Genomic DNA, 14,740 nt, shown 5'->3' with positions numbered 1-14,740 from the left:
CAGCCGCTTCCTTCAGCCTCGCATAGGTCTATGATTAAACCAGACAATAAAAAAATGTGAGGCAATGTCGTGGATAAGGAACTACTGGATGCAGGTTACCGGGCCTATACCGGCGAGAAGATTGACGTCTACTTCAACACGGCGATGTGTCAGCATTCGGGCAATTGCGTGCGGGGAAGCGCGAAGCTGTTTAACCTGAAACGTAAACCGTGGATTATTCCGGATGAAGTGGACGTTGCCACGGTCATCAAGGTCATCGATACCTGTCCGAGCGGTGCTCTGAAATATCGCCAAAAATGAGTGAGGGAAGCATGGAAATTCTTGCAGGCCACAACAAATTTTATGTCAACGATGCCGAAGGCAATCAGGTTGCCGAGATTGTCTTTGTGCCGACGGGCGAGCATCTGAGTATCATTGAACATACCGATGTTGACCCCAGTCTGAAAGGTCAGGGCGTCGGCAAACTGCTGGTGGCGAAAGTGGTAGAGAAGATGCGCGCTGAAAACCGCAAAGTGATTCCGCTGTGCCCGTTTGCCAAACATGAATTTGATAAAACCCGCGAGTACGACGATATCCGCGCCTGATTATCTTATATGCACTGGAAGGTATAACGGCCATCCGGTGCATCACGCCCGATGCAGTAAATCCTGATAAATCCCCGTCAGTATCCCTTGCGGGCCAAACTCTTTTTTAATCCACTGAGTGACACGACCGGTTGCCGAATGCTGGGTTGCCAACAGCATTCGTGAATCCTGACGTGGGTTGTGGATCTGCCGTGTCACCAGCAACGACTTTTCCATCGCCTCGCGCACCATATAGTCTGGCAGAAAACCGATGCCCTCCCCCAGGATCTGGCACTGGCACTTGGTATTAAAATCGGGAACCAGAATCGACTCTTGACCGTGTAACAGCCAACCGACTTTTTTGTTGATGGTGTGTGCGGTGTCTTCCACCATGATGTTCGGGTACAGGCGCAGTTGGCTTTCAGAGATGGGTTCAGGCATAAACGCCAGCGGATGATCCGGGGCAATCGCGAACGACCAACGGATCGCGCCGATCTCGGTGTAATCAATTCCGCCGCCGTCCAGTAATGTATCGGGCGCGCCAATCGCGATATTGGCCAGGTTATTGATGATCGAATCCCAGACGCCGTTATACACCTCTGTAGTGACGGTTATCTGGCAGGTTGGAAACTGTTTCTTGAGTACCTGCAGCAGCCGCGCCGTATGTTGAGGGGTATACAACAGTTGGTTAATGCAGATGCGCACCCGAGCCTCAATTCCCTGAGCGATGGTATCAATGCTGCGCTTGATTGCGTGGAAATCGTTGAGCAGGTCGGTCGCCTTGCGAAACAGATAGCGTCCGGACTCGGTCAGCTCAATGCTGCGAGTACTGCGGGTAAACAGCACCACGTCGAGACCCATTTCCATGCGCTTAATGGTGTAACTAATTGCCGATGTGGTTAAGCCAAGCTCCTCCGCTGCCTTGCTGAAACTGCTATAGCGGGCAGCCATCGTAAATGCCAGTAGGTTTTCCTCGGTAAATATTGAATTCATCTTTCTCCCCTCCGGCGACAATGCGCATCCGCACCACGATGATTGTTGAATGTATTTGTAATCCTTATACAGAGCAATCAGTTTTGAACAGAATTTAACACTAGTTTTACATTTGATTTGAAGGCAATCACACTTCTGTATTTTAATTGCAGGCCGCTATCCGTGCAGCATACCGCCTGATTTTCCGGACTACTGATTAGTGGCTAAAAGGGCCCCAGCCATAAGGGAAACATTGCACTACAGCACGTTTTGCTCTCATTGTTAAAATTGATTCAATAATCGATGCGCTAACGATGAATGAAATTTAAGCGGATGTTATTCTCTGCACTCTATTGCTATTCTCAGGTTATCGGATATTTAAAAAGTCTAAAAAACTGCAGGAGAGCGATTATGTCAGAGAAAGAACTCATTACTGAATTTCTGCTGGCGGCAGAGCAGGGCAATGCCGATGGATTAAAATCCTGTCTGGCAAAAAATGTGGATATTAACGCCACCAACCGCCAGGGGCGTACTGCCATTATTATTGCCAGCCTGAATAAACATTATGACTGTGTTTCTTTATTGATTGCTGCGGGTGCCGATATTAATAAACAAGATCAAACTTGTTTTAATCCCTTCCTGATTAGCTGCCTGACTAATGATTTAACGCTGTTGCGTACGGTATTACCGGCTGACCCCGACCTCAATTGCCTGAGCCGTTTTGGCGGCGTTGGTATTACACCTGCCAGCGAAAAAGGTCATGTCGAGATCGTGCGCGAACTACTGCTGCGTACCGATATCAATGTCAACCATACTAATTTTGTTGGCTGGACGCCGCTCCTGGAAGCCATCGTGCTAAATGACGGCGGTGCGAAGCAGCAGGAGATCGTTAAGCTGCTGCTCGACCATGGCGCAAACCCGCACATGACGGATAAATACGGTAAAACCCCGCTGGAACTGGCGCGAGAGAAAGGGTACCACGAAATTGCCGAGCTGCTGATTGCGGCCGTAGCCTGACACAGGAGCGCCATTATCGCTACGCCATCACGGCGATGCGTACGGGCGCTAACCGCAGACAGCGCGTTTCTCACTTTCCGGGGAACGGGACGGGTTGAACAGGTTTTTTCCCACGCGGTAAACCTGTTGATACCCGAACAGCAGCGGCTGCTGACGTTACTGAGTGAAGATTGTGATAACGCACCTAACAGCTGTCGGTTGGCGCTGACGCATTGTGAAGACCTGTTTCACCCCGGTGAGCGGGTCAATTTTAGCGGGTCGGGAATAGTTGTTGGCAATGATAAATGGATAGAAACCGCCGGTTGCCAGCTGTGGCGAATACCACGGTGGACATCTGATGCAGCAAGCCTTGCCGCAGTCGGCTGGCAGCACTGGGAAGAGGTTATCCGCCAACAGCTAAGAAGCGACGACACATTATTTCTGTACCGGGGTGACAATCCGTTTTATCAGGAAATCACCCGTCAATTACTCAACCGCCGACAAACATTACTGACGGCGTTGCGTACAGGAGAAAATATTAATACGGCGGTCAGCCATTTAATTGGTTTGGGGATAGGGCTGACGCCCTCATCGGATGATTATTTAGTAGGCTTAAGCACCATTTTATTTATTCCCGGACATCCGCTGAGGAAATATAGAGATGATTTTTTAGCGGCATTGCAACGTGCAGGAAATAATACAACGCTACTTAGCCAAATAACGCTAGAGGAAGCATTTAATCAGCGTTATCGGGAAAGCATCGGACGGCTGCTGAACCAATTTATTACTGAGCAACAACTCGTTTCTACGCAATATATTACTGACATTAAAAATATCGGTTCAAGTTCTGGCTGCGACATGCTGTATGGCATGGCGGATGCCTGCGCCCTGAGCCACAGGTCCGGAGGGAATTATGTCGATCAGGATAGTTGTTAAAAAGAACACGTATTTTGATTCTGTCTCACTGATGTCTATCTCCACGCGCGCAAATAAGCTCGATGGCGTTGAGCAGGCGTTTGTGGCTATGGCGACAGAGATGAATAAGGGCGTGCTGAAGAATCTCGGCCTGCTGACGCCTGAACTGGAAGAGGCGAAAAGTGGCGATCTGATGATTGTCATTAAAGGCGCGAGCGACGAAGCAAACGCGCAAACGCTGGTGGCTATCGATGAACTGTTTACGCATAAAGAGCAGGGGGGTCAGCACGAAGCGCGCTATGCCACGCTTGCCAGCGCGAAAAAGCATGTGCCTGACAGCAATCTGGCGGTGATCTCGGTCAATGGCCTGTTTGCCGCGCGTGAAGCGCGTCAGGCGCTGCAAAATAACCTCAATGTGATGCTGTTCTCTGACAATGTCTCTCTTGAGGACGAGCTGGCGCTTAAGCAGCTGGCGCATGAAAAAGGGCTGTTGATGATGGGACCAGATTGTGGAACCGCCATTATTAACGGCGCGGCGCTGTGTTTTGGCAACGCGGTGCGTCGCGGCAACATCGGCATTATTGGTGCCTCCGGTACCGGTAGCCAGGAACTGAGCGTACGCATTCACGAGTTTGGCGGCGGGATTTCCCAGCTGATTGGCACAGGTGGACGCGATCTGAGCGAAAAGATTGGTGGCCTGATGATGCTTGACGCGATTGGCATGCTGGAGGCCGATCCGCAAACTGAGATCATCGCACTTATCTCCAAACCGCCTGCGCCAGCGGTGGCGCGCAAGGTGCTGGAACGTGCGCGCGCCTGTCATAAGCCCGTGGTGGTGTGTTTCCTCGGACGTGAAGCCGCGCCTGCGGATGAAAAAGGCCTACAGTTTGCCCGCGGTACTAAAGAGGCGGCGTTGAAAGCGGTACTGCTGACCGGCGTGAAAAAAGAGAGTCTGGATCTGCATCCGCTCAACTGGCCGCTGATTGAAGAGGTTCGCGCCCGTCTGACTCCACAGCAAAAGTACATCCGCGGCTTGTTCTGCGGCGGCACGTTGTGCGATGAGGCGATGTTTGCTGCCATGGAAAAACATGCCGAAGTTTACAGCAACATTCATCCGGATCCGGCATTCCGCCTGAAAGATCTCAACCGCAGCGTGGCGCATACCTTCCTCGATTTCGGTGATGACGATTTTACCAATGGCAAACCGCACCCGATGATCGATCCCACCAACCGCATTAGTCGTCTGTTACAGGAAGCGCGCGATCCTGAAGTTGGCGTGATCGTGATGGACTTCGTCCTTGGATTTGGATCGCATGAAGATCCGGTTGGCGTGATGCTCGATGCGATCGTTGAAGCCAAAGCGATCGCCACCGCAGACGGTCGTCCGCTTGAGATCCTCGGCTATGTGCTGGGAACCGATCTTGATACGCCGTCGCTGGAAAAACAGTGTCAGATGCTGACCGACGCCGGGGTTATCTGGGCGAGCAGTAGCACCAACACCGGATTGCTGGCGCGTGAATTTATCTGTAAAGGGGAGGAAGCCTGATGAGCCAGACACTGTTTAACCAGCCGCTGAACGTGATTAACGTTGGAATCGCAATGTTCAGCGATGACCTGAAAAAGCAGAACGTACCGGTGACCCAGCTCGACTGGACGCCGCCGGGCCAGGGCAACATGCAGGTGGTAGCGGCACTGGACGACATTGCCGATTCACCGCTGGCAGACAAAATCGCGGCCGCTAACCAGCAGGCGCTGGAACGCATTATCCAGTCGCATCCGGTGCTGATTGGCTATGACCAGGCGATCAACGTCGTGCCGGGCATGACCCGTAATACCATCCTGCACGCCGGGCCGCCAATCCGCTGGGAAAAAATGTGCGGCGCAATGAAGGGGGCGGTAACCGGGGCGCTGGTCTTTGAAGGGCTGGCGAAAGATCTGGATGAAGCCGCGGAACTGGCCGCCTCGGGTGAAATCATCTTCTCTCCGTGCCACGAGCATGACTGTGTCGGCTCGATGGCGGGCGTGACGTCGGCATCGATGTTTATGCACATCGTCGAGAACAAAACCTATGGCAACCGCGCATATACCAATATGAGCGAGCAGATGGCGAAGATCCTGCGTATGGGCGCGAACGATCAGAGCGTTATCGATCGTTTGAACTGGATGCGCGATGTGCTGGGACCGATGCTGCGCGACGCTATGAAACTGGCGGGCGAAATCGATCTGCGCCTGATGCTGGCGCAGGCATTGCACATGGGTGATGAGTGCCATAACCGCAACAACGCCGGGACGGCGCTGCTGATTCAGGCGCTGACGCCGTGGATTATTCAGACCGGCTATCCGGTTGAGCAGCAACGTGAGGTGTTCGAGTTCGTCCTCAGTAGTGATTACTTCTCCGGACCGACCTGGATGGCGATGTGTAAAGCCGCAATGGACGCTGCACACGGTATTGAATACAGCACCGTGGTGACGACGATGGCGCGCAATGGCGTTGAGTTCGGTCTGCGCATTAGTGGCTTACCGGGCCAGTGGTTTACCGGTCCGGCGCAGCAGGTGATTGGGCCGATGTTTGCGGGCTATAAGCCGGAAGATTCCGGACGTGATATCGGCGATAGCGCGATCACCGAAACCTACGGCATTGGCGGTTTCGCGATGGCGACGGCACCGGCCATCGTAGCGCTGGTGGGCGGTACGGTCGAAGAGGCCGTTGATTTCTCTCGCCAGATGCGAGAAATCACTCTCGGCGAAAACCCCAACGTCACCATTCCGCTGCTTGGTTTTATGGGCGTACCGACTGCTATTGATATTACGCGCGTAGGCAGCACCGGCATTCTGCCGGTGATCAACACCGCTATTGCGCACAAAGACGCGGGGATCGGCATGATCGGCGCCGGAATAGTTCACCCGCCGTTCGCCTGTTTTGAAAAGGCGATCCTCAACTGGCGCGACCGCTACTGCCAATAACAATAACCGGGGCTAACGCGGTTAGCCCCACAGTAGCGAAGCGAAAAACGTTGCTTACCTGCAGGGCCGGGCGATCTCCGCGATCGCAAATGATGCTTAACCTGTTAAGGATATTCCATGAACAGCATAAAACTAGAATGGAAACGTGGTGACTGGGCGGCTTACTTTGGGCTGATGACCAACAACCTGACTAACCTGCTGACAATGATGGGGCTGCTCATTTTTGTCGTCGGGATCCCTACCGAAATTGTCTACGGTCGTATTGCGCCTGCCTTTGGTCTGGCGGTGCTGGTGGCCAGCGTCTGCTACGCCTGGTTTGGCCTGCAGATGGCAAAGCACACCGGGCGTAACGACGTAACGGCGCTGCCGTCCGGACCGAGTGCACCGTCAATCTTCACCGTGACCTTCCTGGTGCTGATGCCGGTTTATCAGCAAACCAAAGATGCCAACTTCGCTATCCAGATAGCCCTGGTGTGGTGCTTTGTCGAAGCGTTGATCCTGGTCGGCGGCTCCTTCCTGGGCGAGACCATCCGCAAGATGATCCCGCGTACGGTACTGCTTTCTTGTCTGTCCGGCCTGGGGCTGTTGCTGCTGGCGATGAACCCGATGCTGCAGGCATTCGAAGCGCCGACGGTTTCTTTCATCGTCCTGTTGCTGATCTTCATTAACTGGTTCGGTAAGAAGCCGATTTTTGCCCGTATTCCTACCGGTTTGCTGCTGCTGATTGCCGGTACGGCCCTGGCGTGGATCTCCGGTTTACAAAGCCCGGAAGCCATTAAAGCGTCGATGTCTTCCTTTGGCTTCAACCCGCCGGAAATTCATGTCGACAGCTTCCTGCAAGGTTTACCGCACGCACTGCCGTATCTGGCTTCTGCAGTTCCTTTGGGCCTGGCGAACTATATTTTTGACCTTGAGAACATTGAAAGTGCGCACGCGGCGGGCGATGAGTACAACACCCGTAAGGTCATGATGGCGAACGGCTTTGCCTCCATGCTCGGCTGCATGCTGGGTAACCCGTTCCCGGTGACCGTATATGTTGGGCATGCGGGCTGGAAAGCGATGGGCGCCAGCATCGGCTATACCCTCGCTTCAGGCATCACCATGTTCCTGGTGCCGCTGTTTGGGCTGGGCGCGTTTATGCTCGCCATTATTCCGATGACCGCGATAGTGCCGATTCTGGTGTTTATCGGCGTGGTGACCGCCAACCAGGTGGTGCGAGAAACGCCCAAAGTCGAGGTTCCCGTTATCTTCATCTGTCTGTTCCCGTGGATCGCCAACTGGGCATTGACCATCGTCAACAGCGTGATGGGTGCCGCCGGAACATCCGCGGGGAAACTGGGTAGTGACTTGCTGCACAGCAAAGGTGTCTATTACGACGGACTGGTGCATCTGGGAAGCGGCGCACCGCTGGCCAGCATGCTGTGGGGCTGCGTCGCTATCTTCGCCATTATGAACAAGCCGTTACGCGGCGCGATTGCCGCAGCCTTTGGCGCGCTGTTATCGCTGTTTGGCGTGATTCACTCCCCGGCGGTTGGCTTTGCGGAAGGCAGCTCGATGATGTTTGTTGTGGCCTACCTGATGATGAGTGGCATGTTTGTCCTCAAGCATGTTCTTGATAGCCGTGAAGCGGTGACTGCGCCTGAGCAGGAACCAACGAAAACGACCTGAATTGCCTGCAAGCGGAAGATAACACTATGAAAGAACTTGTGGTCGTTGCCATTGGCGGCAACAGCATTATCAAAGATAACGCCAGCCAGTCGATTGAACACCAGGCTGAAGCGGTGAAAGCGGTAGCGGATACGGTGCTGGAGATGCTGGCATCGGACTACAACATTGTGCTGACGCACGGTAACGGGCCACAGGTAGGGCTGGATCTGCGGCGTGCGGAAATCGCGCACGAGCGTGAAGGGCTGCCGCTTACCCCGCTGGCAAACTGCGTTGCCGATACGCAGGGCGGTATCGGTTACCTGATCCAACAGGCGCTGAATAACCGTCTGGCGCGGCGCGGTGAGCAGAGGGCAGTTACGGTGGTCACGCAGGTGGAGGTCGACAAAAACGATCCGGGCTTCGCTAATCCGACCAAGCCCATTGGAGCGTTCTTTAGCGAAGTGCAGCGTGATGAACTGCAGCGGGTCAATCCGGGCTGGCGCTTTGTTGAGGATTCGGGGCGCGGCTACCGTCGGGTAGTCGCCTCTCCACAACCGAAGCGCATTGTCGAGGCGGAGGCGATCAAAACGCTGACCCAGCAAGGCTTTGTGGTTATTGGCGCGGGTGGCGGCGGGATCCCGGTGGTGCGTAGCGATCAAGGGGATTACCAGAGCGTGGACGCGGTGATTGATAAAGATCTCTCCACGGCGCTACTGGCGCAGGAGATCCGCGCCGACATTTTGGTGATCACCACCGGCGTCGAGCAGGTCTGTATTCATTTTGGCAAACCCAACCAGCAGGCGCTGGATACGGTGGATGTTGCAACGATGACCCGTTACATGCAGGAGGGTCATTTCCCGCCTGGCAGCATGTTACCCAAGATCGTTGCCAGCCTGGCGTTTCTGGAGCGTGGCGGTAAACGAGTAATCATCACCACGCCGGAATGCCTGCCTGCCGCACTGCGCGGCGAAACGGGCACCCATATTGTCCATTCCTGAGAGGAGACGTGAATGAAGGAAAGTAACAGCCGCCGTGAATTTTTAAGCCAGAGCGGAAAAATGGTGACCGCTGCCGCGCTGTTTGGCGCGGTCGCTCCGGTCGCGTATGCTGCTAATCCTGTCGGGAACACCTGCGGGTCGAAGAGCACAATGACGATTAACGATAAACACTATTACCTGGATAACGTCCTGCTGGAAGCGGGCTTTGATTACGAAAACTCGGTGGTGGTGCACACCCGTACCGCGCTGCAAACCGTTGAAATCAAAGACGGAAAAATCGTTGCGCTGCGCGAGAATAAGCAGCATCCGGATGCGACGCTGCCTCACTATGATGCGGGTGGAAAGCTGATGCTGCCCGCCATGCGCGACATGCACATCCATCTGGATAAAACCTTTTACGGCGGTCCCTGGCGTTCGCTGAACCGTCCGGCTGGCACCACTATTCAGGATATGATCCGCCTGGAACAAAAGCTGCTGCCTGAACTCCAGCCTTATACGCAGGAGCGTGCGGAAAAGCTGATCGATCTGCTGCAATCAAAAGGCACCTCGATCGCCCGCAGCCACTGCAACATAGAACCGGTTTCCGGGCTGAAAAATCTCGAAAACCTGCAGGCGGTACTGGCGCGTCGTCAGCCGGGTTTTGCCTGTGAAATCGTGGCATTTCCGCAGCATGGCCTGCTGTTATCAAAATCTGAACCGCTGATGCGTGAAGCGATGCAGGCGGGAGCGCATTACGTCGGCGGTCTGGACCCAACCAGCGTCGATGGGGCGATGGAAAAATCCCTCGACACCATGTTCCAGATTGCGCTGGATTACGATAAAGGCGTAGATATCCATCTGCATGAAACCAGCCCGGCGGGCGTGGCGGCGGTGAATTACATGGTGGAAACGGTGGAGAAAACGCCGCAATTAAAGGGCAAACTGACCATCAGCCACGCGTTTGCGCTGGCAACGCTGAACGAACAGCAGGTGGATGCGGGCAGCACAGCAGATTACCATTGCCTCGACGGTGCCGATCGGCACCTTGCACATGCCGCTCAAGCAGTTGCGTGATAAAGGCGTGGAAGTGATTACCGGAACCGACAGCGTAATTGATCACTGGTCGCCGTACGGGCTGGGCGACATGCTGGAGAAGGCGAATCTGTACGCCCAGCTCTATATTCGCCCCAATGAGCTTAACCTGTCGCGTGCGCTGTTTCTTGCCACCGGCGATGTGCTGCCGCTAAACGATAAAGGTGAGCGCGTGTGGCCGAAAGCGCAGGATGAAGCCAGTTTTGTGCTGGTGGATGCCTCTTGTTCGGCAGAAGCGGTCGCGCGAATTTCTCCACGCACCGCGACCTTCCATAAAGGGCAACTGGTGTGGGGGAATGTCGCAAGCTAGCCAGGTTTTACGCGCAGCGGCAATCGCTGCTGCGCTCTCTTGGTGTTAACCGACGATCCCCATATAGCCGTGAATCCCCATATATAAGCCGACCATCGCAATGAGCACACTGGAAAAATAGGGTGCTTTGCGGGCCATCGTGTTAAATCCGCTCCAGCGTTTGGCCGCCTGCTGCACGCTGATTGCCGCTCCCACGCCCACCGTTACCAGCGTCAGCGCCAGCCCGAGGCTGAAGCACAGCACCATGGTCGCGCCCAGCGTGAAGGCTTTGAGCTGGATGCAAATCAGCAGCACCGTAATGGCGGCAGGGCAGGGGATTAACCCGCCGGTCAAACCAAATAGTAATATTTGGCCGTTGGTGACCTCTTTGCCCGCAAAGCGGCGCTGAATATCGGTGGCATGCGCCCGTTCGTGGGCATCCTGATACTCTTTCGATCCTTCGGTGAGTCCTGCCAGTGCGGCATGGTCGTGATTATGCTCGTGTTCGTGATGATGATGATCGTCATCGTGGTCATGATGGTGGTGATGGTCATCATCATCATGGTGGTGATGGTCATCATGATCATGGTGGTGGTGATGCTCGTGATTGTGGTCGTGATGCGTCTGGGCCAGCCAGTTCTGCTCTCCCTGCCAGGTTCGCCAGAACATCCAGAATGCGGTCCCGAGAATAATAATCGCCGAGACAAACTGCAGCCAGGGCTCAACGGCCTGGGCAGTAAACGCTTTGCTGATATACATCCCGCCGAGCGCAATCAGCCATACCACGGCGGTATGCGACAGCGTTGCTGCCAGCCCCAGCATCACCGCCTGTTTGATGGTCCCCTTAATGGCAATAATAAAGGCCGCCATCATCGTCTTGGAATGCCCCGGCTCCAGGCCGTGTAACACACCCAATAGAATCGCGCTGGGAATGAAAAACCAGGCGTTACCTTGCTGAAGAAGCGTAGAAAACTCACCCATGAGAATGATTCTTAGTTGTTTAATTTCGCCTGATTCTACTCCCCCCCAGTATCAAATACTACCCCCCAGTAGAATGTCGATGGTATTGTCCCTACAGCCAGACGTTAAAAAGGTAAAGTTATGTCACATACGATCCGCGACAAACAAAAGCTGAAAGCCCGAACCAGCAAGATTCAGGGGCAGGTAGCGGCGTTGAAAACCATGCTGGATGAACCGCATGAATGCGCGGCAGTATTGCAGCAAATAGCGGCGATCCGCGGGGCAGTAAACGGATTAATGCGTGAAGTGATTAAAGGTCATCTGACCGAGCACATTGTGCATCAGGGCGATGAAATTAAGCGCGAAGAGGATTTGGATGTGGTCCTGAAAGTGCTGGATTCGTACATCAAATAAGTCAGTTTAACGGCTCATCCGCTTACTGGAATGAGCCGCTAAACAACACGTTCTAGCCAAAAAACATCACAGATACGCACAGCAGACCGACAATCAGGGTGATCAGATTACCCACTGAACGGTATGGCTTCAGCGCCGGGATCAGATAGGTAGACAATGTCGGCATGATAAACAGAATCATGGCAATCAGCGGGCCGCTTATCGCGTAAATCATTGAAATAGCATTAGGATTAATGCAGCAGATGATAAACGTGATAGCCGAGACAAGCATGATGGACAGAGCGCGGTTAAAGGCCCGGCTTTTCTTCACACCCACCTGATGCAACGACGTTTTTACTACCTCCGTTGCCCCTTCAATCACGCCAAAGTAGGTGCCGAGGAACGATTTTGACATCGCGACAACGGCAACGATGATCCCGGAAATCGACAGCCATGCCGGTGCGTTTGGCATCATCGACAGCGCGGAAAGAATCGTCACGCCTTCATTTTTCGCGTCTTCGATATAGTTTGTCGGAATCGAAAGCAAGCAGCTGAAGACGAAAAACAGTACGCTCAGGCAGATGATGACGTAGGCTACCTTCATGATTTTTTTGCATTTACCCATGGCCTGCTCGCCGTATTTCTCTCGTCTGTCGATGGCGAACGTAGAGATAATTGGCGTATGGCTAAAAGCGAAAACCATCACGGGAATAGATATCCAAACCTGATGAAGCGTGTGCTGATCGAAAGACATCTGGCCGGTGAGTAGCGTTGGCTGCCAGCTTCCGGTCAGGTAGAGCGAAAGGAACAAAAAGTACGCGATGAGCGGGAACACCAAAAAGCCCATGACCCGAATAGTGGCTTGCCGGCCCATCAGAAAAATCAGGTTCAGCACCAGCACCACGCCAAGGCTGACCAACATGCGGATCCGCAGATCGATAGTGATATGTTTTGCCAGCTGTTCAGTGAGTGAATTGGTTATCGCTACGGCGTAGATCAGCACCACCACAAAGAAGGCAATAAAATAGAGGGTGGTGATCAGGCTGCCAATCTTCTTGCCGTAGTAGTGGGTAACCGCGCCAGTGATCCCTTCACCAGCCGACGTTTTTGAGGACAGGATAAACTGACACAGCGCCTTGTGCGGCCAGTAGGTTAAAGGCCAGGCGACGAGTGCGGTGATAAACAATACCACCGCGCCTGCAGAACCCAGCTGTATGGGTAGGAATAGGGTTCCTGCGCCGACGGCAGTCCCATATAGTGCGAAGCTCCAGAGAGTCTCTTCTTTTGACCAAAATTTCGACATTATTTGAACGTATCAACTATAAAATAAACAAAAAGAAGCGCAATTTACCACAAATGGCAGGGGCTGGGGGAGGTGTGAACAAGCGGGCGAGTGAATGGGACAATAGCCGGAACCGAGAAGATTCCGACTATTATTTTAATTATCAGGCAGTAACGCGCTGCTGGCGGCGCTTCATAACGCGCTCGCGTAACGTGTCATAAGCCCAGTTATAGAACATGGTGTACGGCAGGAAGAACAGGAAGAAACCTATTTCCAGCGTGAATGCCTGAACCAGGCTGACGTTCAGCACATACGCCACGATGCTCACCCCGATCACAATAAAACCGCTCTCGAAGCCTAAGGCGTGAAATGCTCGCACTTTCGCCGTACGTTTTACCAGGTGTGACGGCCACAAACGGTCAAACAGGGCGTTATAAATGATATTCCAGATCATCGCTGTGGTGGCGAGAAGAATGGTCAGTCCGCCCATTTCCAGCACCGAGCGCTGCATCAACCATGCGGTGGTTGGTGCGAGGATCGCGGTGGCAATGCCTTCAAAGCAGACGGCATGAAAAATACGCTCCACTAACGAGCGGCGTTGGACAGTATCGTGTTGCATAACCTAAAACCTTCTTTGATGCCCGGATAACGGAATGGTGGCAATTTTATCGTTTTATGTGATATCTAAAAGATAGTATCCATCGATAAAGTAGATAGTTCATGCGCTATTCTCCTGAAGCATTAACGGCATTTGTGGAGACCGTTTCCTGCGGTTCATTTTCTGCGGCGGCCCGACGGCTGCGTAAAAGCCAGTCCACTATCAGTACGGCCATTGCGCATCTGGAAGCCGATCTTGGTTTTGCGCTGTTTGACCGCTCATCCCGCCAGCCAACGCTGACCGAGGAAGGTAAGCGGGTGTTGGGCTATGTGCAGGCTATTCTGACGGCCAGCGAACGTCTCGATGAGGCGGCGATCTCGCTGTCGGGTGAAACTGAGGCGCGTCTGACCTTTGTGCTGTCTGACACGCTGCATCCGGATGTGCTGGAAGAGTTGATGGTGCAGTTTGATCGCAAGTTTCCCCATACCGAGTTTGAATGCCTGATTGGTGAAGATGAAGACGTGATCGATCTGCTGCAAAAAGGACGTGCTCAGGTGGGGTTGATCGAGGCGCGGGAAGATTACCCAACCGACATGGGCGTTACGCGTCTGCCGATGCAAACCTGGATGGGATTATACGTTGCAGCGTCGCATCCGCTCGCGGCTCAAGAAAAACTGCAGTGGGAGCAGCTACACACCTGGCGCGAGCTGCGTTTGAATACCTATCTGGAAAGCGGCACCAACGTGGCGCGCGGCCCCGTCTGGTCTGCTCCTAACTATCTGTTATTGCTAAGTATGGCTGTTCAGGGATTCGGCTGGTGCGCGCTCCCTTGTGCGCTGGTGGAGGAGTTTGCGGCAGAAAAACCACTGGTGCAATTAAAGATGCCTGGCTGGCCAAAGGCTATCTCTATCGATCTGTTGTGGAATAAGAAATCACCGCCTGGTGTGGCAGGAAGCTGGTTGCGTGACCATTTACAGCAGAGTGGCGTTCAAATGACCAATAAGTGATACGAATTTCCTTTGTGATAAAAATCACCGTTTTTAAACAACCTTGATAACTATTTTTAACAATCATCTACTATTGCGGTGTTAT

Annotated in this window: 14 protein-coding genes and 1 pseudogene; 11 read left to right on the top strand and 4 right to left on the bottom strand. The window is 53.6% G+C overall.

Annotation, left to right across the window (positions count from 1 at the left end):
• The first annotated feature begins 69 nt into the window (after nucleotides 1–69).
• Together yjdI and OGX90_RS19195 are read left to right on the top strand one after the other, a co-directional pair.
• A complete protein-coding gene (gene yjdI, locus OGX90_RS19200) occupies nucleotides 70–300 on the top strand; it encodes a 4Fe-4S mono-cluster protein YjdI (protein WP_003825544.1) in 231 nt (76 codons plus the stop codon).
• An 11-nt stretch (nucleotides 301–311) separates the two neighbouring features.
• Nucleotides 312–584 carry a GNAT family N-acetyltransferase gene (locus OGX90_RS19195; protein ID WP_016157396.1) on the top strand — a complete coding sequence of 91 codons (273 nt, stop codon included), beginning with the start codon at nucleotides 312–314 and terminating at the stop codon, nucleotides 582–584.
• 42 nt (nucleotides 585–626) lie between these two features.
• On the opposite strand, the gene OGX90_RS19190 is transcribed toward OGX90_RS19195, so the two are convergent.
• Nucleotides 627–1,556, bottom strand: a complete 930-nt coding sequence (locus OGX90_RS19190) for a LysR substrate-binding domain-containing protein (protein WP_003825551.1) — start codon at nucleotides 1,554–1,556, stop codon at nucleotides 627–629.
• 390 nt (nucleotides 1,557–1,946) lie between these two features.
• Between OGX90_RS19190 and OGX90_RS19185 the strand changes: the two genes are divergently transcribed.
• The 7 genes and pseudogenes from OGX90_RS19185 (at nucleotide 1,947) to OGX90_RS19155 (ending at nucleotide 10,436) form a co-directional block, all read left to right on the top strand.
• Nucleotides 1,947–2,552: an ankyrin repeat domain-containing protein gene (locus tag OGX90_RS19185; RefSeq protein WP_186413021.1), complete on the top strand. Its 606-nt coding sequence runs from the start codon at nucleotides 1,947–1,949 to the stop codon at nucleotides 2,550–2,552.
• Between the two features lie 15 nt (nucleotides 2,553–2,567).
• On the top strand, nucleotides 2,568–3,467 hold the full coding sequence (locus tag OGX90_RS19180; RefSeq protein ID WP_502872850.1) for an oxamate carbamoyltransferase subunit AllH family protein: 900 nt from the start codon (nucleotides 2,568–2,570) through the stop codon (nucleotides 3,465–3,467).
• Complete coding sequence (gene fdrA, locus OGX90_RS19175; protein ID WP_286573853.1) at nucleotides 3,445–4,992, top strand: acyl-CoA synthetase FdrA; 1,548 nt, start codon at nucleotides 3,445–3,447, stop codon at nucleotides 4,990–4,992. Before OGX90_RS19180 ends, fdrA begins: the two co-directional genes overlap by 23 nt.
• Nucleotides 4,992–6,410 (top strand): YlbE family protein, encoded by a 1,419-nt coding sequence (locus tag OGX90_RS19170; protein WP_008785728.1) that lies wholly within the window; start codon nucleotides 4,992–4,994, stop codon nucleotides 6,408–6,410. The genes fdrA and OGX90_RS19170 overlap by 1 nt, the downstream gene beginning before the upstream one ends.
• A 117-nt stretch (nucleotides 6,411–6,527) precedes the next feature.
• Nucleotides 6,528–8,078, top strand: a complete 1,551-nt coding sequence (locus OGX90_RS19165; RefSeq protein WP_003825560.1) for a hypothetical protein — start codon at nucleotides 6,528–6,530, stop codon at nucleotides 8,076–8,078.
• Between the two features lie 26 nt (nucleotides 8,079–8,104).
• Entirely contained in the window at nucleotides 8,105–9,055 is a 951-nt protein-coding gene (locus tag OGX90_RS19160; protein WP_008785727.1) for a carbamate kinase family protein, read from the top strand.
• 12 nt (nucleotides 9,056–9,067) lie between these two features.
• Nucleotides 9,068–10,436: pseudogene (locus tag OGX90_RS19155) on the top strand (amidohydrolase family protein).
• Between the two features lie 45 nt (nucleotides 10,437–10,481).
• Here OGX90_RS19155 and OGX90_RS19150 read toward each other — a convergent pair.
• On the bottom strand, nucleotides 10,482–11,396 hold the full coding sequence (locus OGX90_RS19150) for a nickel/cobalt efflux protein RcnA (RefSeq protein ID WP_286624523.1): 915 nt from the start codon (nucleotides 11,394–11,396) through the stop codon (nucleotides 10,482–10,484).
• A gap of 120 nt (nucleotides 11,397–11,516) precedes the next feature.
• Between OGX90_RS19150 and rcnR the strand changes: the two genes are divergently transcribed.
• Complete coding sequence (gene rcnR / locus OGX90_RS19145) at nucleotides 11,517–11,789, top strand: Ni(II)/Co(II)-binding transcriptional repressor RcnR (protein WP_003825567.1); 273 nt, start codon at nucleotides 11,517–11,519, stop codon at nucleotides 11,787–11,789.
• Between the two features lie 52 nt (nucleotides 11,790–11,841).
• Here rcnR and OGX90_RS19140 read toward each other — a convergent pair whose 3' ends face one another.
• Together OGX90_RS19140 and OGX90_RS19135 are read right to left on the bottom strand one after the other, a co-directional pair.
• Complete coding sequence (locus tag OGX90_RS19140) at nucleotides 11,842–13,071, bottom strand: amino acid permease (RefSeq protein ID WP_008785724.1); 1,230 nt, start codon at nucleotides 13,069–13,071, stop codon at nucleotides 11,842–11,844.
• A gap of 142 nt (nucleotides 13,072–13,213) precedes the next feature.
• The gene (locus OGX90_RS19135; RefSeq protein ID WP_008785723.1) at nucleotides 13,214–13,669 is read right to left on the bottom strand and encodes a multidrug/biocide efflux PACE transporter; all 456 of its coding nucleotides are present in this window, start codon (nucleotides 13,667–13,669) and stop codon (nucleotides 13,214–13,216) included.
• A 101-nt stretch (nucleotides 13,670–13,770) separates the two neighbouring features.
• Here OGX90_RS19135 and OGX90_RS19130 point away from each other — a divergent pair, with 101 nt between their 5' ends.
• A complete protein-coding gene (locus OGX90_RS19130; RefSeq protein WP_008785722.1) occupies nucleotides 13,771–14,655 on the top strand; it encodes a LysR family transcriptional regulator in 885 nt (294 codons plus the stop codon).
• Nucleotides 14,656–14,740: the final 85 nt, after the last annotated feature.

Source organism: Citrobacter sp. Cpo012 (genome assembly GCF_030333015.1).
GTDB classification, from domain to species: Bacteria; Pseudomonadota; Gammaproteobacteria; order Enterobacterales; family Enterobacteriaceae; genus Citrobacter; species Citrobacter portucalensis.
Note: the sequence above shows the minus strand (reverse complement) of the source record. Positions and strands in the feature narration are given on the sequence as shown.

Excerpts from the sequence above, each read along its gene's own strand:
- OGX90_RS19195 (WP_016157396.1), top strand. The coding sequence starts at position 312 with ATGGAAATTCTTGCAGGCCACAACAAATTTTATGTCAACGATGCCGAA.
- OGX90_RS19190 (WP_003825551.1), bottom strand. The coding sequence starts at position 1,556 with ATGAATTCAATATTTACCGAGGAAAACCTACTGGCATTTACGATGGCT.
- OGX90_RS19185 (WP_186413021.1), top strand. The coding sequence starts at position 1,947 with ATGTCAGAGAAAGAACTCATTACTGAATTTCTGCTGGCGGCAGAGCAG.
- fdrA (WP_286573853.1), top strand. The coding sequence starts at position 3,445 with ATGTCGATCAGGATAGTTGTTAAAAAGAACACGTATTTTGATTCTGTC.
- OGX90_RS19170 (WP_008785728.1), top strand. The coding sequence starts at position 4,992 with ATGAGCCAGACACTGTTTAACCAGCCGCTGAACGTGATTAACGTTGGA.
- OGX90_RS19165 (WP_003825560.1), top strand. The coding sequence starts at position 6,528 with ATGAACAGCATAAAACTAGAATGGAAACGTGGTGACTGGGCGGCTTAC.
- OGX90_RS19160 (WP_008785727.1), top strand. The coding sequence starts at position 8,105 with ATGAAAGAACTTGTGGTCGTTGCCATTGGCGGCAACAGCATTATCAAA.
- OGX90_RS19150 (WP_286624523.1), bottom strand. The coding sequence starts at position 11,396 with ATGGGTGAGTTTTCTACGCTTCTTCAGCAAGGTAACGCCTGGTTTTTC.
- rcnR (WP_003825567.1), top strand. The coding sequence starts at position 11,517 with ATGTCACATACGATCCGCGACAAACAAAAGCTGAAAGCCCGAACCAGC.
- OGX90_RS19140 (WP_008785724.1), bottom strand. The coding sequence starts at position 13,071 with ATGTCGAAATTTTGGTCAAAAGAAGAGACTCTCTGGAGCTTCGCACTA.
- OGX90_RS19135 (WP_008785723.1), bottom strand. The coding sequence starts at position 13,669 with ATGCAACACGATACTGTCCAACGCCGCTCGTTAGTGGAGCGTATTTTT.
- OGX90_RS19130 (WP_008785722.1), top strand. The coding sequence starts at position 13,771 with ATGCGCTATTCTCCTGAAGCATTAACGGCATTTGTGGAGACCGTTTCC.